Below are 20,817 nucleotides of genomic sequence, written 5' to 3'. Positions count from 1 at the left end.
CGCGATGGGTGCGTGGCATGCAGTGATTGTCTTCTGACCAGCGTATTGCGGCTTGACTGCGATCAAACGGCCGAGCGTACCCCGGCCGTCGTGCTTGACTTCTAAATTTCCTATTCCACTTAATTTTCTTTGGAAATGATTTAGGCCTTATGGCATAAGGATTTCTTCGAAAGGTGACATCTTAAAATGAATTCCGAAACACGTAGGGCGGATTAGCGCAGCGTAATCCGCCAGTGCATGCGCCGTTGGCGGCTCATAGATGGCGGATTACGGCGTTCCGCCTAATCCGCCCTACGTGGTTTAGATTTTTTTGGGGCCGACGACGGTCTCTTTCGCGTCGGGACGGTCCGTCCCGGTCGTGGCGGACAATGTTCCGCGTCAAATCGGCTTGATCACATACACGCAGCGGCGCGCGCCGTTGAGCATGTGTTCGACCCGGCCGACCGAGCAATCGGGACCGAGCACGCGCTGGAACAGGTCCAGCTCCGAGCGGCAGAACTGCTGGCATTGGCGCGCGGCCGCGCAGATCGGACAGTGGTTTTCGACCAGCAGCAGGCTGCCGTCGTCGCGCGTTTCGACTTCGGCCATATAGCCCTCGCTGCTGCGCGCCTGCACCAGCGCGGCGACCCGCTCGGGCAGGGCGTTGGCGTTTTGCAGATGCTGCCGGTACTGCTGTTCGCTGACGGCCTCGCGCGCGGCGATCAGTTTGTCGAGGCCGGCGTCGCCGAACAGGCCGCGCACCTGGTCGATCAGTTGCACCGTCAGGTCGGCGTGACGGTCGGGAAAACGCGCGTGGCCGGCCTCGGTCAATAACCAGCGGCGCGAAGGGCGGCCGCGCTTGTCGGCCACCTCCTCGTACGTCAGCATGCCTTTTTCCTGCCAGGCTTCGAGCTGCCGGCGCGCGCCCATCGACGTCAGGTCCAGCAACGCCGCCAGCTGCTGCGCCGTTTGCGGGCCGCGCGTCTTGATCAGGAAGAGCGTCTGTTCGGCGGTGTTCATGGCAGCGCTCCCTTGAGGCCATCGTGGTCGTTGTCCTGGTTTTTATCCTTACTGCGCATGCTGGCGTGCCAGCCGCCCATGCGCCACGCCGACCACGTGGTCAGCGCCGCGCCCAGCAGCAGGATCAGGCGCGTGTCGATCAGGGTCAGCACCGCGCCGATCAGCGCCATCAGGATGTTCGCCAGGCAGAACGTGGTCGAGATCAATCCCATCACCGCGCCCTGGCCGTGGACGCCGAAGCGTTCCGCGCACCAGGTGGGCACGATGCCGTTGTAGAACGAGTGCGGGATGCCGAACAGCACGATCGCGGCGATGCCGATGTTGGCGTTGCTGGCCGCGAGCAGGGCGATCAAACCGGCCGTGACGAAGGCGAAGCGGCGTGCCCGCAGCAGCGGTTCGCCTTTGAACGGGCGGCCGGCGAAGATGGTGGTGGCGGTCATGACGGCGCACATCGCGGCCGTGGTCCAGGCGATGCCTTGCGAGCCGTAGCCGGGCACTTCCACCAGCCACAGCGGATAGAACTCGTAGAAGGCCGTGACGCCGCTGGTGTAGGCCAGGGTGACGATGAACAGATTGCGCAGGTCCGGTTCGCGCAACAGGTTGAGCGCGTGGCGGTCGCGCGCCACCTGCCACCACGAGGTGGTGGCGTCCGACGGGGCTTCGGACGGCAGCGCGATGGCCACCAGCACGGCCGTCATCAGCAGCAGCGCGACGGCGATCCAGAACGGCACCGTGATGCCCCATACCAAGGTGAAACCGGCCAGCAGCGGGCCGGCCAGCCAGCCCATATAGAAGGCGCCGTTGAGCCACGACAGCGCCTTGCGGCGCAGGTCGCCCTCGAGGCGGTCGGCCAGCATGGCGCGCGCGACCGAGCCGTTGCCTTCCAGCAGACCGGTGAAGAAGCGCGCGGCGATGAACAGCGGATACGATTCGAACAGCAGCGCCAGGGCGGTGATGGCGTGGCCGAGGGCGGCGCCGTACAGGGTGACCAGCAGCACCGGGCGGCGGCCGTAGCGGTCGGACATCGGGCCGAGCAGGGCGGAGCCGATCAGCAGGCCGAGCGGGTTGATCATCAGCGCCAGGCCGAACAGCAGCTTGGGCGGCAAACCGAGGAAACTGTTTAGATCGTTTGTGACGCCGGCGGCGAACAGCGGCGGCAGGATCGGGTAGGGCAGCGCGGCGCCGATGGTGGAGAGCAGGGCCAGCAGGCAGGCGGCGCTGATGAGCAACGATGTTTTCATGGGGAGGCGGTCGGTTTGCATGAACGATACTGTAAGCGGTCCCGGCAATTAAGTAAACAAAAACGTTTATTAAATCGGTGGTCGGCCCGCCGCGCATGATCCATGGACGCGGAGACACGTAGGGCGGATTAGCGCAGCGTAATCCGCCATTGCATGCGCCTCGTTGACGCGGGCATGGCGGATTACGGCGTTCCGCCTAATCCGCCCTACGTGATCCCTGATTGATTCGCACCCCTCTGGCCGCCGGCTCGTTTCGCACCGACCCATGTATCATGGCGCTCATCGCAACCATCACGACGCATCATGATTAAGTGGTACCAGGACCGCCGAGGCGGCTATTTTTTTCTGCTGCTCGGGATCGGCTTGATGCTGGTCTACGGCGCGCTGGAGTGGCGCTTCCCCACGGCCGAACGCCTTGAATCCGTGACCGGCCGCGTGACCTGGAGCTATACCAGCAGGGGCGCGCTGTACTACACCGTGGCCGGCGACACGCGCCAGTTCGCGCTGCTGGAAAAAGGCGACGGCGACGGCCGCATGCGCGCGGCCGTGCGCGACGCCACCATGCTCTATCCGGTCACGGTCAGGTTCGATCCGCGCCAGAGCACGCGTCCCGGTTTCCTGCCGGGCTTTTTCCATACCACCTTCGGCGTCGCCGTCGGCGGCAAGGACGTCACCGCCTTCGACGACGTGCGCGCCGCCCATCGCCGCGACAACCTGATCTCGCTGGTGCTGGGGCTGGTCTTCACCGCGCTCGGCATCCGCCGCCTGCATGTGCTCAGGGGCGAGGGCGCACCCGCTCCAGCGCAGCCACGTCGCCGCCGGCGATGAGCGCCAGGTGTTCGGTGATGTGCTCGACCGGCCAGTCCCACCATGCGATGGCTTGCAACGCCGCCGCCACGCCGGCCGGAAAGCGCTCCTTGATCACCTTGGCCGGATTGCCGCCGACCACCGTGTAAGGCGGCACGTCGGCCACCACCATCGCTCGCGACGAGACGATGGCGCCATCGCCGATGGTCACGCCCGGCATGATCAGCACGTCGTAGCCGATCCAGACGTCGTTGCCGATCACGGTGTCGCCCTTGTAGGGCAGCTCGCCGTCGGCCGGCATCACCTTCTCCCAGCCGTTGCCGAAGATCTGGAACGGGTAGGTCGAGATGCCAGACAGCTTGTGGTTGGCGCCGTTCATGATGAACTTGACGCCGCGCGCCAGCGCGCAGAACTTGCCGATGACCAGCTTGTCCCCGATGAAGGGGAAGTGGTACAGCACGTTGCGCTCGAAATTGCCGGTGTCCTCGGGGTCGTCGTAGTAGGTGTAGTCGCCGACGACGATGTTGGGATTGGTGACGATGTTCTTCAGATAGCAGACCTGCGGAAAGCCTGCCATCGGATGCGGATTGTCGGGCGACGGACCGTGCATGAATGTCTCCATGGATTGTGCCTCAGCCCATGTCGCGCTGGCGGCGGAAGGCCAGGAAGCCGGCGATGACGGTGAAGGTGGCGACGATCGCCACCACCACCCAGAAGCCGTGCGCGGCGTCGGCCAGCGGGATGCCGCCGACGTTCATGCCGAACAGGCCGGCGATGATGTTGATCGGCAGCGCGAGTACCGTGACGACCGTCAGCACGAACAGACTGTGGTTGTTGCCCTCGTTGACCAGCGCGGCGATCTCTTCCTGGATCAGCTTGATGCGCTCCTGCAGCGAGGCCATGTCGGCCAGCACCATCGAGAATTCCTCGGTCGACTGGCGCAGCTCCTGGGCGTCGATCTCGGCCACCCAGGACGGCGGCCTTTGCAGCAGCCGGAACAGCGCGGCCGGTTCCGGCGCCAGCAGGCGCTGCAGCCGCACCAGCACGCGCCGCAGGTGGCCCAGGCTGGCGCGTTTGGTGTTGAGCTTGCCTGCCAGCAGATTGTCCTCGATACCGTCGACGGTGGCGATGGCGTCGCGCACGATCTTGATCAGGGCGTCGGCCTGGTCGCGCAGCAGGTGGATCAGCAGCTCGACCGACGAACGGATCGGCTCGCCGGTGCGCACCGCGTTGCGCAGCACGTCGACCGCCTTGAGCGGCTTGCGCCGCGCGCTGATGACGACCTGCTTGTCGACGCTCAGCCACAGGGTCGATATGTCGGACGGTTCGAACGTGAAGTCGTGCAGCACGTCGTTGACGACGGCGATCAGGGTGTTGTCGGCCAGTTCGATGCGGGTCGAGCGCGGGCCCTCATGCAGGCTCTCGTAGAATTCCTCGGGCAGCGCGGTGTGCTCGTGCAGCCATTTCTCGCTGGCGGTGTTGGCCAGGTTGTAGTGCAGCCAGATGAATTCGGTAGGATGGTGGGCGCGGTTCTTCAACCATACGCGCGCTTCTTCGGTGTCCAGCGGCCGGCCCGTGCCGTCGGCCTCGCGGCCGAATACGTAGCCGCAGACCAGGCCGGATTGGTCCGACCCGTAGGACAGGGGGGCAGTCTGCATGCATCATCTCCATGGGGAGGGCCGGGCGCGCGACCGCGACACGCCGGCCCGGTTGCGTTCAGACCAGCAGCGCGGCGTTCATTTCGGCGGCGTCGTTGGCCGCTTCCTTCAGCATCTCGGCCAGCTTGTCGGCGTCGATGAACAGGTCGATCGCCGAGTCGGAGTGCGGCGGCAGCTCGCGCTGCGGCTCTTGCAGCGGCGAGCGCACCGGCGTCAGGTGGTTGGCCAGCAGCAGCGTGTCGAGCAGCGAGTCCGGCGGGATCGACATGAAGCTGTCGCGCAGGCCTTCGATGGCGTCGGCCACCGGCTCGGGGATGCACAGCTTGCGCATCACTTCGCGGGTGATGATTTCCTCGCTGGCCGAGTGCCAGTTCTCCGGGTCTTCTTCGAGCAGGCCGGGGAACTCGTCGGCGCGCGACAGCAGGTAGAAGCCGCCCACCTCGTGGACGATGCCGGCGAACAGCGCGGTGTCCTCGTTGACGCCGGTGACGTGGCGCGCGATCAGGCGCGCCAGCGCGGAGACGGCGATGGTGTGGTCCCACAGCGCCTCGGCCTTGGCGCGCAGTTTGGGGTCGGTGATCTTGCTGCCGAACTGGCGCACCACCATGGCGGCGGCCAGCGCGAACAGGTTTTGGTAACCGATCCGCATGATCGCGCCGCGAACGTTGGTAATCACGGGCGCGCCGGAGCGGTTGAACATCGCCGAGTTGGCGATGGCGACGGTGCGCGCCGCCAGCAGCGGTTCGGCCAGTACCAGGCCGATCGCCTTATCGACCGGGCATTCAGGATCGTCCAATGCCAATTGAACGCGGAGCGCCGCGTTTACGCTGGTGGGGAACACCAGTTCGCCACGGATGGCCAGGGCCGCGATATGGCCGAATGCTTCAAGTTTGTTCATGATTAAAATTATACGCACGCTACGGCCCATTCTCAACGCCATGATGACGATGTTGTGGGTTCCGGGTGCGATAGAGGCGGGGATGCGACAGTGGCGAATAGATACGTGGTCCGCGTAACAACGGAATCACGTAGGGCGGATTGGCGCGCAGCGCGTAATCGGCCATGCAAGCGCCGCCGGCGGCGCCTGCAAAGAGGGCAAGGCCCGCGTTAAGCGCTCGCCAACTGCGGCTGGCGCGGGGCCGCGGCGCCGCTGTACCGGGCCACCGACAAATCATCGGCCAGAATCGCCGGACGGCGTGCCGAAATGATATCGGACAGCAGCTGCGCCGATCCGCACGACATGGTCCAGCCCAGTGTGCCGTGGCCGGTGTTGATGAACAGGTTGCGCAGCGCGGTGCGGCCGACGATGGGCGTGCCGTCCGGCGTCATCGGCCGCAAGCCGGTCCAGAAGCTGGCCGAGGCCGTGTCGCCGGCGCCCGGGAACAGGTCGTTGACCACCATCTCCAGGGTCTCGCGGCGGCGCGGATTGAGGCGCGTGTCGAAGCCGGCGATCTCGGCCATGCCACCGACGCGGATGCGGTCGTCGAAGCGCGTCACGGCGATCTTGTAGGTCTCGTCGAGGATGGTCGAGACCGGCGCGGCGGCCGCGTTCACGATCGGCACCGTGATCGAATAGCCCTTGAGCGGATAGACCGGGATGCTGACCAGGTTCTTGAGCAGGCTGGTCGAATACGAACCGAGCGCGACCACGTACGAGTCGGCGGTCACCACTTCGGCGCCGCAGCGCACGCCCTTGATGTCGTCGCCCGAAGTGATCAGCCCGGTGATATCGACGCCGTAGCGGAACTTGACGCCCAGCTTTTCGGCCATCGCCGTCAAGCCGGTGGTGAACAGCTGGCAGTCGCCGGTCTCGTCGTTGGGCAGGCGCAGGCCGCCGACCAGCTTGTTCTGGTCCAGGCCCGGCTCGGCGCCGGCCAGTTGTTCGCGGCTCAGCAGTTCATAGGCCACGCCGGTGTCCTCGAGCACGGCGATGTCCTTGGCGGCGTCGTCGAGCTGCTTCTGGGTGCGGAACAGCTGCGTCGTGCCTTGCTGGCGGCCTTCGTATTCGATGCCGGTGGCCGCGCGCAGGGTCTTGAAGCAGTCGCGGCTGTACTCGGCCAGGCGCACCATGCGTTCCTTGTTGACCGCGTAGCGCTCGGTGGTGCAGTTCTGCAGCATCTGCCACATCCATTGCAGCTGGAACAGGGAGCCGTCGGGCGTGATCGACAGCGGCGCGTGGCGTTGCAGCATCCATTTCATGGCCTTGAGGGGGATGCCGGGGGCGGCCCACGGCGACGCGTAGCCGGGCGAAATCTGGCCGGCGTTGGCGAAACTGGTTTCCAGCGCGGGGCCGGGTTGACGGTCCAGCACGGTCACGTCGTGGCCGGCCTGGGCCAGATAATAGGCGCTCGTGACGCCGATAACACCGCTACCAAGAATGACAACGCGCATGCGAACCCCTATTATTTATAGATAACCAGATATTCCACTATGGTATTCTTGTATCGTCAGCATTTGTTACTGTATAAAACCAATTATTTAGTGGAATATCATGCGAATTCAGAAAGAATCGGTCCGCGCATTGGACAAGCTCGACCGCAAGATCCTGCACATCCTGCAAAGCGACGGCCGCATCTCGATGAAGGACTTGAGCGAGCAGGTGGGCCTGTCGATCACGCCGGCCATCGAGCGCGTCAAGCGCATGGAGCGCGACGGCGTCATCACCGGCTACCACGCGCGCATCGATCCGCCGGCGCTGGGCGCCAAGCTGCTGGTGTTCGTCGAGATCACCCTGAACCAGAAGTCCGGCCCGGTGTTCGAGCAGTTCCGGCGCGAGGTGCTGCGTATCCCGGAGGTGCAGGAGTGCCACCTGGTGTCGGGCGACTTCGATTACCTGATCAAGGCGCGCATCCACGAGATGGCCGAATACCGCAAGCTGCTGGGCGACATGCTGCTCAGCCTGCCCGGCGCGGCGCAGTCGAAGAGCTATGTGGTGATGGAGGAGATCAAGGAAACCCTGTTCCTCGCTACCGGGGCCGCGTAGGACGGATTGGCGGGCCTCGCCCGCTAATCCGCCCTACGTGAACAGCATCCATGCCGCGCTTCAGTTAAAATCGCAGCCAGGTAATTTTATGAATCGGAGCAAGTGTGAATAGTCACCACGGTACTCCACCGACCGCCCACGTCGTGACCGTCCGCTCGCTGGACGAGCATCTGTCGTCGGACCAAAGCTTCAGCTCGGCATACGCGCGCGCGGTCGGCGCCATCGCCGGCAACGAAGGCAGCCTTACCCTGGCGCAGTTCGCCGCCGTCACCGACATCGCCGGCGACGGCAAATCCTCGGCCGTGTTCACCGCGCTGGTGCTCAACGCCATCGAATCGGGCATCGACGTCGACTGGGCCCTCAACGCGCTGGCGCGCAGCTGCGCCGGCATCGACCAGGCCGCGCGCGAGAACGCGCTCGGCATGACCATCCCGCTGCTGGCCCTGCACGGCGGCGACGCCCGCCTGCTGGCGCAGCGGCTGGCCAAGGCGCTGTCGGTGCGCCTGTCGCCGGACGACCTGCAAAAGTTGCCGGCCACCGAGCAGCGCGGCATCCTCGCCAACCTCGGCGAGCAGGCGCGGCGCCTGGTGCGCGGCCGTTCGCTGGCCGACACCGTCGCCGAGTTCGGCCGCAACGCCGGCCAGCCGGAACTGGTCGAGCACGCGCGCAATTTCCAGTCCGGCGACATCGACCACGGACAGTTGAGGCAATTGGTGAGCAGCACCACCGCGTCGATCACCAGCGACATCAGCGCCTACCTGGACCAGGCCCGCCTGCTGTCGATGGGCGAGGCCACGGCCGCCACCCTGGTGAGCGCCGCCAACGACCTGAAGAACCAGGTGCTGCAACGGCTGACCCTGGTCGACCAGCGCATCGCCCATGAGCGCCGCCTGCTGGCCGAGGAGATCGACGACGCCGTGCACGACGCCGGCAACGCCATCGAGCTGGCGATCGGCGACCGCCTCAACACGGATCAGTGGAAAGAGGAGGAGGTCTGGGCCAGCATCGGGCGCCAGCAGTTCGGGCAGGAGATGGAGCGGCGCCTGGACCGCATCGTGCGCCGCAAGGAGCAGTCGCTGCACTTGATGCAGGAGGATTTGCGCCTGTTCCAGTCGGCGATGCGGCTCAACCAGTCGTCGGTGTTCCAGCGGCAGCACCATTCGACCCTGGCCAAGCTGATGCCGCGCCTGCGCATCGGTACGCGCCTGGTCAACAAGGTCGACACGGCGGCCAACGTCACCTTGATGAGCGGGGCGGTGGTCGCGGCCGGCACCGGCACGGCCGCCTATCTGATCGGCGCGGCGGTGGTGCTGCCGGTGGTGGCGCCGGCGGCGCCGTTCGTCGGCGGCGCGGTGCTGCTGGCGGGCGCCTTCAAATGGTTCACCGATGGCGGCAAGCGCAAGCGCACCGAGATCCGCGACAAGCGCGCCGCGTTCGAGCAGGAGTTGCGCAAGCAGTTGCAGGCGGCCGAACAATCGTTCAACGACCAGCTGAACCTGGTCGCGCAGGGTTTCCACGAGTCGGCGCTGCAATTGCTGACGCCGCTGTTGCTGGAGGCGGAGGCCGCCGCGCGCGTGCCCGGCATGCGCCAGCGCATCGCCGACCGCGTCATCACGCAGGCGCAGACGGCGATCCGCCAGCTGGACGCCGAGCTGCGCTGACCCGGCGCCGGTCGCGGTCGTTGCCTCTACGGCAAACTTGCAAAAGAGTATGTACGCTGGCGAACGGAAGTAGTGCTCCAGACTTGTTATTATGTTCCCTGAGCAACTTCGCTCAACAATAAACAACAATATGGGGCACATCATGAAAGCCAAACTCATTGCGGCCAGCTTGCTGGCTTTGTCCGCCGCGAGCGCCTTCGCCGGCAGCACCAACGTCTCGGTCAGCATCGGCCAGCCGGGATTTTACGGCCGCATCGACATCGGTGACTATCCGCAGCCGCAAGTCATTTACCGCGAACCGCTGATTATTCAGCGTCCGACGCACTATGTCGAGCGCGCGCCGATCTACCTGCGCGTACCGCCGGGCCACGCCAAGAAGTGGTCCAAGCACTGCCGCGCGTACAACGCCTGCGGCCAGCCTGTGTATTTTGTTCAAGATAGCTGGTATAACAATCAATATGCGCCGGTGTACCGCAGCCGCCATGGTGGTGACCGCCACGACGACCGCCGGGACGACCGGCGTGATGACCGCCGCGACGACGATCACGGCAAGAACAAGCACAAGGACAAAGACCACAAGGGCCATGGCAATGGCCATGGCAACGGAAACGGTCGCGACCGTTAAAACATAACGCGGTGCGGGCCGCCGCCACAGGAGAAGCATTTGCACAGCAAAATAGTCATTGTAGGCGGCGGCGCGGGCGGGCTTGAACTCGCCTGCAAACTGGGGCGCAAGCTGGGCCCGGAAGCGGTGATGCTGGTCGATAGCCGGCTCTACCATATCTGGAAGCCGTCGCTGCACGAGGTGGCGGCCGGCACCCTGGACGTGCATCAGGAAGGCTTGTCCTACCAGATGCTGGCGCACGACAATGGCTTTACGTTTGCCTATGGTCCGATGGTGGCGCTCGACGCCGCGCAGCGGCTGGTGACGGTCGGCGAGATACGCGGCGCCGAGCCGTCGAACGAGTTGATCCTGCCCGAGCGGCAGATCCGCTTCGACTCGCTGGTGCTGGCGGTCGGCAGCACCTCCAACTATTTCGGCGTGCCGGGCGCCGCCGAACATACCATTTCCCTCAACGCGACGGAGGACGCCGAGCGTTTCCGCCTCACGCTGCTCAAGCTATTGACCCTGGCGTCGCTGAAAAAGAGCGCGCAGCCCGATGCCGGCATCGATGTCGTCATCATCGGCGGCGGCGCCACCGGCGTCGAGCTGGCGGCGGAATTGCGCGAGGCCAGCGGCGTGTACGCGGCCTACGGCTTCCGCCAATTGCAGGCCGAGCGCGACGTGCGCATCACCTTGATCGAGGGCGCGCCGCGCATCCTGGCGCCGCTGCCGGAGAAGGTGTCGACGGCCGCGCTGGAACTGCTGCATCAGCGCGCGGTCACCGTGGTCACCAATACCCGGGTGACGGCGATTTCGGCCACGCAGGTCAGCGCCGGGGATGTTTGCTATCCGGCGCAGATCGTGGTGTGGGCGGCCGGTATCAAGGCGCCCGATTTCCTCAGGGAGCTGGGGTTGCCGACGGTGAAATCGGGGCAGATCGATGTCGGTCCTGATTTGGCCGTCAAGGGCTTCGATTATATTTACGCGCTGGGCGATTGCGCCGCGTGCGCCGGGCCGGACGGCAAGCTGGTGCCGCCGCGCGCGCAGGCCGCGCACCAGCAGGCGGATTATCTGCTGACCGCCTTCCTGCGCCAGCAGAAGGGCAAGCCGCCGCAGGGCAAGCCGTATGTGTACCGCGACTACGGGTCGCTGGTGTCGTTCGGGCAGACCACGTCGGTGGGGAGCTTGATGGGATCGCTGAAGGGACTGAGCTGGTTTGTCGACGGCTTTGTCGCGCGGTTGATGTACACCAGTTTGCATCTGATGCACCACCAGGCGGTGCTGGGGACGATACGCACCGGGGTGCTGGCGCTGGCGCGCTTCCTGATCAAGCGCAGCACGCCGCTGGTCAAGTTGCATTGAGCCGGGATCGGCTGGCGGACCTCGCCGGTGATGGCATACCGGCCGCGCCGGGGGATGGCATCGTTCATGTCACCCCGCAGACACGTAGGGCGGATTAGGCGGAACGCCGTAATCCGCCATCCACGGGCCGCCGACGGCGCATGCATGGCGGATTACGCTACGCTAATCCGCCCTACGTGGTTTAGACGTTGGTTGGTTTACTGGCCGCCGCACATGCGCCGGCCCACGCCTTACAGCGCGTTGACGGGCTTGGGCAAAATCATCGTCAACGCGACGCCGCCGTCGGCGCCTCCCGCCAGGGTCAAGGTGCCGCCCAGGTAGGCGGCGCGCTCGCGCGCCATGCGCAGGCCGTACTTGCCGCCGACCTGGCCCGGCGCGGTCGACGTCGGACCGCCCAGGCCCACGCCGTTGTCCTTGACAGTCAACATCACCTCGTCCTCGTTGTCGTCGACAATCACGTCCACCTCGGTCGCCTTGGCGTGGGTGGCGATGTTGCGCAGCGCCTCTTCCAGGGTGTGCAGCAGCACGATGCCGTGGCTGCGCGGGCAGTCGAGCTCGTCGTCCGGCAGGCTGCAGCGGGCGGTGATCTTTTGCTGCTCGCCGAACTGCTCGACCAGCTCGCCGAGGGCCACGCGCACGCCGAGGAACTCCAGCTTGTCGTTCCATAGTTTGAGCTGCATCTGGCGGTTGGTCTCGACGATCTGCATCAGCAGCTGCTTCATGTGCGCGGCGCGGTCCTGCAGCGCCGGCTCCTGCGGCATCTTCTGCATCAGCAGGCCCAGATGCATGGTCAGCGCCGTCAGCGACGAGCCCAGGCTGTCGTGCAGCTGGCGCGACAGCGAGCGCCTTTCGTTATCCCAACACGTATGTACGTGGCCGAGCAGTTCGCTCAAATCCGCGCTGCGCAGCGCGTCCTGATGTTCTTGTGGAGCCGGTAAGGACATGGTTTTCTCTGAAGTGATGTTAGCGGACCGGAGTTGCGGTGGGTAACCGCTTTTTTTCCGGCAGACTTATCGTGTTCGGATGATACCCGAGCTTCGCAAAGCATGGCGCACCGTGGCGCGGGCGGCCACGGCGCTTTTTTCGCCGATTATTCGACGGCTTATTTGACCGGCAATTCGGTGCAGCTGCCGATCACTTCCATCAAGTGGTCGATATCGACCGGCTTGACCAGATGGCGGTCGAAGCCGGCGTCGAGCACCCGCCGCAGGTCCTCGGCCAGGCCGTAGCCGGTCAGCGCGATCAGCTTGATGTCGCGCGTGGCCGGGTCGGCGCGCAGCCGGCGCGCCACCTCGTAGCCGTCGATGCCGGGCAGGCCGATGTCGACCAGCGCCAGGTCCGGCCGGAAGCGCGCCGCCGCCTCCAGCCCGCGCAGGCCGTCCTCGGCGTACTGCACCTCGTAGCCGTAGCAGCTGAGCATCATGGCCATCATTTCGCGGCCGTCCTCGTTGTCCTCGATCAGCAGCACGCTTGGCTTGCTTCGCCCGCGTTCCTGCGCGGTCGGCGCCGGGGCCGGCGCGGGGGCGGCCTGGTGCTCGATGCGCGGCATCCTGAGCGTGAAGGTGCTGCCGCCGCCCGGGCCCTTGCTTTCCGCCTCGATGCTGCCGCCGTGCAGTTCGGTCAGGCGGCGCACCAGCGACAGGCCGATGCCCAGGCCGCCCTGCGCGCGGTCCAGGGTGCTCGAGCCCTGGACGAAGACGTCGAACACATGCGGCAACAGGTCGGCCGAGATGCCGACGCCGGTGTCGCGCACGCTGAGCACGACGTCGTCGTTCTCGGTCCAGGTGCGCACTTCGATGCGGCCGCCGGGCGGCGTGTATTTCAGGGCGTTGTCGATCAGGTTGCTGGCGATCTGCTCGAGCCGCGTCGGGTCGCCGTCGATCCAGCCGGGGTCGAGGTCCTGGATCAGCTGGTAGTCGCCGCTGCGGCCGGTGGCGCGGAAGGTTTCGAGCGTGTGCGCGACCAGCGCCGACAGGTCCAGCGGCGCGCGGTTGAGCAGGATCTTGCCGGACATGGCGCGCGACAGGTCGAGCAGATCGTCGACGATGCGGCCCAGGTGCTGGCTCTGGCGCTGGATGATTTTCTTGGCGCGCTGTACGCCGTCGGTGGACACGCCCGGCAGGCCGATCAGCGAGGCGGCGCTGCTGATGGCGCTGAGCGGATTGCGCAGCTCGTGGCCCAGCATCGCCAGGAACTCGTCCTTGGCGTGGTTTTGCCGCTCGGCCACCTGGCGGTCCTCGATCTCGCGCGTCAGCCGTTTATTGGTGGCGGTCAGTTCGGTGGTGCGCTGGCTCAGCTGGCGCGCCTGCTTCTTCAATTCCTCGTTCTTGACCGCCAGCGCGACGAAAACGGCGATCTTGGCGTACAGGATCTGCGGAATCACCGGCGTGAACAGGAAGTCGACGGCGCCGCGCTGGTAGGCCTTCAAACGGTCGAGCTCGTCGGCGAGGAAGGCGGTGATGAAGATGATCGGGATGTCGGCCGAGCGCGCGCGCTGGTGGATCGCCTCGGCCGTCTCGAAGCCGTCCATGCCGGGCATGTTGACGTCGAGCAGAATGACGGCGAAATCGTGCATCAGGACCTGCCGCAGCGCCTCCTGTCCGGAACGCGCGGCCAGCACCTCATAGGATTCCTGCTCGGCCCACTGGGCAAGCAAACTAGTCAACGCGAACAAGCTGTTCGCGTCGTCATTGACGACCAGGATCTTTGGTTTTTCTATTTTAGGCACGGGGTCTCTGCTCATGCTGATACTGCGAAATCTTCGCGGCGTAAAGGCAGCCAGAGAAGCACCTGGGGATCATAGCAATTGCCTATATGAATGTCAAAACCTCAACCGGCAATCGAACCGGTCCTTGCGCGTGGCGACGCCAATGTTTGATTCCGCACAGACCCGTTGTGGCGCGGCTGTCACAGTGCGGTTGTAACCCCCACTAAAGGAAAACATCATGAATATCGATACCATCGTCGACAAGGAATATGTAGGGCTGAGTTTCCGGGCCTTGGCCGAAGCGCCGGTGAGCGCGCTGCGCGGCATCAGCCCCAAGGACGCCAAGGCGCTGGCCCAGGCCTTCGACGTGCACAGCGTGCGCGACCTGTCCAAGCTGGAGTTCGTCAAGTGGGCGCAAGCCATCGCCACCCTGGCCGATCACGAGCAGGAAACGCCGGAAGAGCTGGCCAAGGAAACGCTGCTCGATGGCGGCATCGAGATGACGTTCCCGGCCAGCGATCCGGTGTCGGTCGATTCGGGCATCACGCGCATCGAGGTCGCTCCGGACATGGTCAACGCCAAAGCCGACCATCAGAACGCCGGCAAGGTCGAAGAGAGCAACAAAGGCGCCAAGCAAAAGGCTGCCGCGCATTAAACGGCGCCGAACCCGCGCGGGTTTGTCCTGTGCAAAGAAGAAGGGCGGGTATATCACCCGCCCTTTTTTTTCCCGCGCGGCTTTCAGGCCGGCGCCGGCGACCTGACGTGTTGCCGCGTGGGCTGGTTGCGCAGGGTCTGCGCGGTGCAGCTGCGGTTCTTGCCCGAGCGCTTGGCCTCGTACAGCGCGGCGTCGGCCATGGCGATCACCGAGGCGACCGCGTCGGCGTCGTCCGGGAAGATGCCGATGCCGATGCTGGTCGACAGCTGCAGGGTCAGGCCGTTGATGAGGTAGGGTTCGGAGACCGCCTCGATCAGCTTGCTCGCCGGCTCTTGGGTGTCGCCCAGGTGCGCGATATTGCCCATTACGATGACGAACTCGTCGCCGCCGACGCGGGCCACGGTGTCTTCCTTGCGGGCGCAGCCGACCAGGCGCTGCGCCACCATCTTGAGGATGTCGTCGCCGGTGGCGTGGCCGTGGGTGTCGTTGATGGCCTTGAAACCGTCGAGGTCCAGATACATGACGGCCGCCTTGTTCTGCTGGCGCGTCGCGTGTTGCAGCACGGTGGCGATGCGGTCCTCGAGCAGGCGGCGGTTCGGCAGCCCGGTCAGCGGATCGTGCAGCGCCAGCTCCTGCTGCTGGCGGCTGTATTGCGCCAGTTCCTTGTAGAGCAGGCGCACCTCCAGCATGTTATGGATGCGCTTGTGCACCTCGAGCAGGTCGAACGGTTTGCTGATGAAGTCGCGCGCGCCCGCTTCCAGCGCGGCGATCTTGAAACTCGGTTGGGCGGTCAGGGCCAGCACCGGCAGGTAGCCGCCTTGTTCGATTTCCTTGAGGCCCTTCATGACCTGGAAACCATTGAGTCCCGGCATTTGCAGATCGAGCAAAATCAAGTCGTAGCACTGCTGGCGGTGCATCGGGCACACCTGTTCTGGCAGCATCGTCGACGCGACATTGGTATAACCGGCTTCGCGCAGGATCTCCAGCATCAGGTCGACGTTGTCGGCACTGTCATCCACCACCAGGATCTTGGCGTGCAGAATTTCGTCTCGGCTCGGCATATTTGTCTCTGTCTGTCTCTTAAAACGGCCGGAATGGCCGGGAAAACGCCCATAATAAATCGATAATATAGCAAACCGCTGTGCTGCGGCGCACACATCTGTAACTTATTGCCGCATGGAAATAATTGTACCCTTTTCCCGCGAATTTTTGTAGTGTAACAAGCCTCCAGCGAATTGCTTGTAGGACAGTGCCGCGTCTCAAAGTAGGAGGGGATATGTACTGTGTGGCAATAATGATTACGTGTGTTTATCGCAGGCCATCGCCGCTGTTCCCCTGTTGACCAGAGGATATCACGCGTGGCGGTGCGCGGCGCCCATGGCCGCCACTTTTGAGATCAGCTCACTTGGTTCGACGGGCTTGGAGATGTGGGCCATGAAGCCGCTCGACAGGGCGCGCACCCGGTCCTCCGAGCGCGCGAACGCGGTCAGCGCGATGGCCGGCAGGTCGCCGCCGTGCGCCGGGCCGAGCGCGCGGATGCGGTCGAGCAGGCCGTAGCCGTCGACCTCCGGCATGCCCAGGTCGCTGACCATCAGGTCGGGCCGCGCGTGCTGCAGCAAACTGAGCGCCTCGGTGGCGGTGGCGGCGGTCAGCACGTCGGCGTTGCAGTCATTAAGTATGCGTTTGATCAACTCCCGTGCGTCGTCTTCGTCGTCAACAACCAACACTTGCAAACCGGATAAATCATGCGTTGCAGCAGAAGGCAGGCCGTCGGCGCCGGCCACCGCCTCGTTTTGGCCGGTGCGGCGCGGCAGCCGTACCGTGAAGCAGGCGCCCAGGCCCTCGCCGGCGCTCTCGGCGCTGACGGTGCCGCCATGCTGTTCGACCAGATGCTTGACGATCGACAGCCCCAGCCCCAGTCCGCCGTGCTGGCGGGTGGTGGTGGCGTCGGCCTGGCGGAAGCGCTCGAACACATGGGCGATGAAGCCCGGCGCGATGCCGATGCCGGTGTCGCGCACGAAAATGGCGACCTGGTCGCCCTCGCGCCGCACGCCGACCGTCACCATGCCGCCGTGCGGGGTGAACTTGATGGCGTTGGTGAGCAGGTTCCAGATGATTTGCTGCAAGCGGTTGGCGTCGCCGGCGACCGTGCCGGCCAGCGCCTCGAACTCGGTGTGCAGGCGGATGTGCTTGGCCTGGGCGGCCGGGCGCACCGTCTCGATGGCGGCGGCGGCGATGGCCGACGGCGACAGCGACAGCATTTCGAGCTGCACCTTGCCCGAGGCGATGCTGCTCATGTCGAGCAAATCCTCGATCAGCTGCGCCTGCGCGCGCGCGTTGCGCTCGATGGTCTGCAGGCCGCGGTGCAGGTCGGCCTGGTCGCGGCTGCCCCGCCGCAACACCTGGGCCCAGCCCAGGATGGCCGTCAGCGGCGTGCGCAGCTCGTGCGACAGGGTGGCCAGGAATTCATCCTTCATCTGGCTGGTGCGCTCGGCCTCGGCGCGCGCCTGGCGCTCGCTGTCGAGCAGCACCTTGCGTTCCTCGGCCGCCTGCTGGGTGGCCTGGTAGAGGCGGGCGTTGTCGATCGCGATGGCGGCCTGGGCGGCGACGCCGCCGATGATGCGCTCGGTGCGTTCGGAAAACATGTCCGGCTCCGGGTGGCCGAAACACAGGCAGCCGATCACCGTGCCCGAGCTCAGCGCCACCGGCACGGCCAGGTAGCTGCGCACCGGCGGCTGGCCGGGCGCCGTCTGGCGCGCCGCCGCTGGCAGGTCGTCGCAGCGCACCGGGGCCTTGCCGCCCGCGTTCGGCCCCAGCAGGGCGGCGGCGCGCGGTTCGCCGAAGCTGGCGAAGCCGGCCGGCGCGCCGCGCGACAGCGTGTGCAGCAGGGCCGCCGCGCCGTCGCCGTCCAGGCCTTGATGGAAGAAGGCGCCGAAGCGCGCGCCGCTGATGCTGGTGGCGGCGTCGGTCAGTTCCTGCAGCAGCGGATGGAGGTCGCGGGTGGAGGCCAGCGCGGTGCCGGTGCGGTTGACCAGTTCGAGCACGGCGGTTTCATCGCGCAGCGCTTCCTGCGCGCGCTTGACCTGGTCGACGTCGGTGCAGGTGCCGAACCAGCGCAGGATCAGGCCATTGCTGCCGCGCACCGGGTTGGCGCGCGTGAGGAACCAGCGGAACTCGCCGTCGGCGCTGCGGATGGGCACTTCGAGCTCGAACGGCGCGCCGCTGGCGCGGCACTGCTCCCACAGCTGGGCCATCGGGTCCAGGCACTCGGGGGCGTAGACGTCGCGCCAGGCGCCTGCGGCCATCTGCTCGGGCGAGGTGCCGGTGTAGTCGTACCAGCGTTGGTTGTACCAGATCATGGTGCCGTCCTGCTCGGCGATCCAGGCCAGCTGCGGCATGGAATTGGCCAGCGCGCGCAACTCGAGCTGGCTTTGGCGCAGCGCCTCCCGCGCGCTCAGTAACTCCTCGTGGGCGCTGGGGGCGGTGGCGAGCATGGCGTCGTCCGCCAGCGAGGCGGAGGGTAGGACGTCGTTGGGCTCGTTGGGAAGAATCATGTGTCGCTTCAGGCTGCCGCGATGCCTGTGCCGCCGGATGGCGGCCGCAGGGTCGCCAGGCTAACGCTTGACGGTTTACGGTGTCTTCATTGTAACGCTTTGCTAACGCCGGCACCGCACGGTTGACGCTATCGCCCCCGGGCGGGGGGCCGTTGTGGCGCTATCACGGGGCGGTTCCGCGCAGGCGCCTGGCGATTTGGTCGAGTGCGCTCTGCAGTTGTTCGATGTCGTATGGTTTCTGCAACGATCTTGCCGGAAACTCCAGATGGCGGGTCAGCTCGTCGCCGTAGCCGGAGGCGAACATCAGTTCCAGGCCGGGCGCCAGCTGCAGCGCCCGGCGCGCCAGGTCGACCCCGGACATGCCGGGCAGGCTGACGTCGGTGAACAGGATGTCGAACGATTGACGCGACAATTCCGGCAGCGCCTCCTCGCCGGAGGCGGCCGGATGGACCTCGTGGCCGAGCGCGCGCAGCGTCTCGCACACCAGGTAGCGGGCGTCGGCGTTGTCCTCGACCACCAGCAGGCGCAGCGGGCGGGTGTCGGCGACGGCGGCCGTTCCCTGCATCGCCTGCGACGGCGACAGCGCGCACAGGATGCCGGCCACGTTGTCGCCGTCGTCGCGGATCGGGGTGTAATACAGGTCCAGCGCGAGCTGGACGACGCCGCCGTTGCGCCACACCGGCAGTTTGTGGCCGAGGTAGCTGGCGCTGTGGCCGTCCCAGGCCTGGCCGATGGCGGCGCTGTTCCAGCTCCACGCGGCAGGCTGCATCGACGGCACGTTGGCGCCGGGCGCGCGCAGGCTGGCCAGGCCGATCAGCGACGCGTAGGCGTCGTTGTAGACCATGACTTGCTCGCGGCCCCACATCAGCAGCATGGGCAGCGGCGAATTGAGCAGGATATCGACCGTCAAGCGCAGGCAAGGCGGCCAGCCGTCGCGGGCGCCCAGGGCGGTGCGTGACCAGTCGATGGCGGGGGACGGCGCGGAGTCGGTTTGCTTCATACTGTGTGGACGGCCCTGTTAGTGATCTGTTATCTGTTCTTATGAGAAGGCAAAGCTGATCGAATCGTACACGGTAAAAAAAAAGCCCGCTACGGGAGCGGGCTAAATCTATTTCCTTGGAGGAGAATAGAGGAGACAGGTCAATGATGCTGCAACGCGCAATCGAATGCAAATTTTTATTGATGATGATCGAGATCACGGCCGTGAATAAGGCCTGAAGGGTGGATTTTTTGTCTATGTTGCGGTGCATCCGGCGGGGTGCTTGGGATACACTGCGGCACTGTCTACATAGCGGCCGAGGCCGCAAACAGGGAGGTTTGCCATGGTTACCGTCGTGCGTCATCGTAAAGTAAATATTGTTGTACTGGAGCAAAACGAGCAACTTGCCAGTCACTGCAAGGCTGGCGATATCGGCATCGTTTCCGATAACGCGGGCTGGTGGGTCAAGTTTGTCGGGGAGGGCGGGCAGGTCGATTGTTACGGCGTACCGTATCCTTCCTACAACGAGGCGTTGTGGTCGGCCAAGGCGGCGGCCGAATTCGGCGTGGGCTAGACAAGCCGGGAAAGTGTCCCTATAATGCTGCTTCTTTCGAACGGCACGCCGGTTGAAAGAGGTGCAACGGAGTGTGAAATGGCGGTGCGCAAAGAAGTTGATTTGGTGATGTCCATCCCAGGCCAACTAAACGATAGAAAAAATCGAACTTTGCAAAACGAAATTAATGCTCTATAATGTTGCCAACGCGGCTGTAGCTCAGCTGGATAGAGTACTTGGCTACGAACCAAGGGGTCGTGGGTTCGATTCCTGCCAGCCGCACCAAAAATTCGTAAGTGGAAGGGCCTGAAGAGAAATCTTCAGGCCCTTTTGCTTTGCGGGGCAGATGTATGCGATCAGTCTTTATAGATGCCGCAGGCGACGGTCATGTCTTCGTAACGTTCGACGTACATCGATTTTTTCTGTACCGCCTTGGTCACCGGATCGGGCCATTTATAGTCCTGCCACCCCGAGCCCTTGGTTTTAGCGATTTCGATGCGCTCGCGCGTGATCAATTTGCCGTCCAGGTCTTTCAAGTCGATGATGTTCTTGCCGGCCATCTTGGCGTTGTTACCGTTCGCCAGGTTGACGCCTTCCAAAGTGCCCACCGAAACGTAGAGGTCGCGGTCGCGGTATTGCGGGCTCTGCGCCTGTATCTCCTGGATTACCTTTTCCTTGCCCAGCTTCTTCATATCGGCGATGACCTTCTTCACCATCGCCACGGCGTCTTTGGCGCTGGCGCGCTCGGCGTCGGCGGCCCCGGCGCTGCCCACGGCGAAGGCCGTCATCATCACCATGATCTGCAAAAAGCGTTTCATCGTTGTCTCCTCGGGTTAAAAGTGGTCGTTCATCATAGTTGCGACTCGGTTCCAAGGAAAGACAAATAGTTGGTTTGCGGCAAAACTGGAATTTCCTAAAAGGAATGCTTCTCCAATCAGGAAAACGCTGCTATAATCTTGTCTTTCGCGGCTGTAGCTCAGCTGGATAGAGTACTTGGCTACGAACCAAGGGGTCGTGGGTTCGATTCCTGCCAGCCGCACCAAAATTCGTAAGG

The 20,817-nt window shown here is 64.8% G+C and carries 19 protein-coding genes and 2 tRNA genes; 9 read left to right on the top strand and 12 right to left on the bottom strand.

Translation table 11 applies throughout. The annotated features are described in order from the left end of the window. Positions 1-378: 378 nt before the first annotated feature. Together AC07P1_RS22250 and AC07P1_RS22245 are read right to left on the bottom strand one after the other, a co-directional pair. Positions 379-999: a helix-turn-helix transcriptional regulator gene (locus AC07P1_RS22250; RefSeq protein ID WP_494697882.1), complete on the bottom strand. Its 621-nt coding sequence runs from the start codon at positions 997-999 to the stop codon at positions 379-381. Further along, positions 996-2,240 (bottom strand): MFS transporter, encoded by a 1,245-nt coding sequence (locus AC07P1_RS22245; protein WP_494697881.1) that lies wholly within the window; start codon positions 2,238-2,240, stop codon positions 996-998. The genes AC07P1_RS22250 and AC07P1_RS22245 overlap by 4 nt, the downstream gene beginning before the upstream one ends. A 303-nt stretch (positions 2,241-2,543) precedes the next feature. Here AC07P1_RS22245 and AC07P1_RS22240 point away from each other — a divergent pair, with 303 nt between their 5' ends. Then, entirely contained in the window at positions 2,544-3,068 is a 525-nt protein-coding gene (locus AC07P1_RS22240; protein WP_494697880.1) for a hypothetical protein, read from the top strand. Here AC07P1_RS22240 and AC07P1_RS22235 read toward each other — a convergent pair. From AC07P1_RS22235 to AC07P1_RS22220, 4 genes are all read right to left on the bottom strand, one after another. Then, positions 3,016-3,669, bottom strand: a complete 654-nt coding sequence (locus AC07P1_RS22235; RefSeq protein WP_494697879.1) for a Vat family streptogramin A O-acetyltransferase — start codon at positions 3,667-3,669, stop codon at positions 3,016-3,018. The genes AC07P1_RS22240 and AC07P1_RS22235 overlap by 53 nt on opposite strands. 10 nt (positions 3,670-3,679) lie before the next feature. Further along, complete coding sequence (locus tag AC07P1_RS22230; RefSeq protein WP_494697878.1) at positions 3,680-4,705, bottom strand: transporter; 1,026 nt, start codon at positions 4,703-4,705, stop codon at positions 3,680-3,682. A 58-nt stretch (positions 4,706-4,763) separates the two neighbouring features. Next, positions 4,764-5,603: an HDOD domain-containing protein gene (locus tag AC07P1_RS22225; RefSeq protein ID WP_494697877.1), complete on the bottom strand. Its 840-nt coding sequence runs from the start codon at positions 5,601-5,603 to the stop codon at positions 4,764-4,766. 209 nt (positions 5,604-5,812) lie between these two features. Further along, positions 5,813-7,096, bottom strand: coding sequence for a D-amino acid dehydrogenase (locus AC07P1_RS22220; RefSeq protein ID WP_494697876.1), 1,284 nt, complete (start codon positions 7,094-7,096; stop codon positions 5,813-5,815). Positions 7,097-7,196: 100 nt separating this feature from the next. Here AC07P1_RS22220 and AC07P1_RS22215 point away from each other — a divergent pair, with 100 nt between their 5' ends. The 4 genes from AC07P1_RS22215 to AC07P1_RS22200 all read left to right on the top strand — a co-directional run bounded on the left by AC07P1_RS22215 (position 7,197) and on the right by AC07P1_RS22200 (position 11,315). Next, positions 7,197-7,688: an Lrp/AsnC ligand binding domain-containing protein gene (locus tag AC07P1_RS22215; protein WP_315212578.1), complete on the top strand. Its 492-nt coding sequence runs from the start codon at positions 7,197-7,199 to the stop codon at positions 7,686-7,688. A 104-nt stretch (positions 7,689-7,792) separates the two neighbouring features. Beyond that, on the top strand, positions 7,793-9,349 hold the full coding sequence (locus AC07P1_RS22210) for a hypothetical protein (protein ID WP_494697875.1): 1,557 nt from the start codon (positions 7,793-7,795) through the stop codon (positions 9,347-9,349). 142 nt (positions 9,350-9,491) lie between these two features. After that, positions 9,492-9,974 carry a hypothetical protein gene (locus AC07P1_RS22205; protein ID WP_494697874.1) on the top strand — a complete coding sequence of 161 codons (483 nt, stop codon included), beginning with the start codon at positions 9,492-9,494 and terminating at the stop codon, positions 9,972-9,974. A 39-nt stretch (positions 9,975-10,013) separates the two neighbouring features. Then, the gene (locus AC07P1_RS22200) at positions 10,014-11,315 is read left to right on the top strand and encodes an NAD(P)/FAD-dependent oxidoreductase (protein ID WP_494697873.1); all 1,302 of its coding nucleotides are present in this window, start codon (positions 10,014-10,016) and stop codon (positions 11,313-11,315) included. A 230-nt stretch (positions 11,316-11,545) separates the two neighbouring features. Here AC07P1_RS22200 and AC07P1_RS22195 read toward each other — a convergent pair whose 3' ends face one another. Together AC07P1_RS22195 and AC07P1_RS22190 are read right to left on the bottom strand one after the other, a co-directional pair. Beyond that, positions 11,546-12,259, bottom strand: a complete 714-nt coding sequence (locus AC07P1_RS22195) for a sensor histidine kinase (protein ID WP_494697872.1) — start codon at positions 12,257-12,259, stop codon at positions 11,546-11,548. 158 nt (positions 12,260-12,417) lie between these two features. After that, on the bottom strand, positions 12,418-14,058 hold the full coding sequence (locus AC07P1_RS22190) for a response regulator (protein WP_494697871.1): 1,641 nt from the start codon (positions 14,056-14,058) through the stop codon (positions 12,418-12,420). 202 nt (positions 14,059-14,260) lie between these two features. Between AC07P1_RS22190 and AC07P1_RS22185 the strand changes: the two genes are divergently transcribed. Next, positions 14,261-14,677, top strand: coding sequence for a hypothetical protein (locus AC07P1_RS22185; RefSeq protein WP_494697870.1), 417 nt, complete (start codon positions 14,261-14,263; stop codon positions 14,675-14,677). 83 nt (positions 14,678-14,760) lie between these two features. On the opposite strand, the gene AC07P1_RS22180 is transcribed toward AC07P1_RS22185, so the two are convergent. The 3 genes from AC07P1_RS22180 to AC07P1_RS22170 form a co-directional block, all read right to left on the bottom strand. Beyond that, positions 14,761-15,738, bottom strand: a complete 978-nt coding sequence (locus AC07P1_RS22180; protein ID WP_090321331.1) for a diguanylate cyclase domain-containing protein — start codon at positions 15,736-15,738, stop codon at positions 14,761-14,763. A gap of 291 nt (positions 15,739-16,029) precedes the next feature. Next, complete coding sequence (locus AC07P1_RS22175; RefSeq protein ID WP_494697869.1) at positions 16,030-18,231, bottom strand: PAS domain-containing hybrid sensor histidine kinase/response regulator; 2,202 nt, start codon at positions 18,229-18,231, stop codon at positions 16,030-16,032. A 163-nt stretch (positions 18,232-18,394) separates the two neighbouring features. Beyond that, a complete protein-coding gene (locus AC07P1_RS22170; protein ID WP_494697868.1) occupies positions 18,395-19,231 on the bottom strand; it encodes a response regulator in 837 nt (278 codons plus the stop codon). A 322-nt stretch (positions 19,232-19,553) separates the two neighbouring features. Here AC07P1_RS22170 and AC07P1_RS22165 point away from each other — a divergent pair, with 322 nt between their 5' ends. After that, positions 19,554-19,784, top strand: a complete 231-nt coding sequence (locus AC07P1_RS22165) for a hypothetical protein (protein ID WP_494697867.1) — start codon at positions 19,554-19,556, stop codon at positions 19,782-19,784. Between the two features lie 187 nt (positions 19,785-19,971). Beyond that, a tRNA-Arg gene (locus AC07P1_RS22160) sits at positions 19,972-20,048 on the top strand. A gap of 71 nt (positions 20,049-20,119) precedes the next feature. Here the strand turns inward: AC07P1_RS22160 and AC07P1_RS22155 are convergent. Continuing rightward, positions 20,120-20,581, bottom strand: coding sequence for a cache domain-containing protein (locus tag AC07P1_RS22155; RefSeq protein ID WP_494697866.1), 462 nt, complete (start codon positions 20,579-20,581; stop codon positions 20,120-20,122). Positions 20,582-20,728: 147 nt separating this feature from the next. Between AC07P1_RS22155 and AC07P1_RS22150 the strand changes: the two genes are divergently transcribed. After that, positions 20,729-20,805, top strand: a tRNA-Arg gene (locus AC07P1_RS22150). Positions 20,806-20,817: the final 12 nt, after the last annotated feature.

The organism is Duganella sp. GW821-FHT07F09, from assembly GCF_059418705.1.
This window is presented reverse-complemented; position numbering and strand designations above follow the sequence as displayed.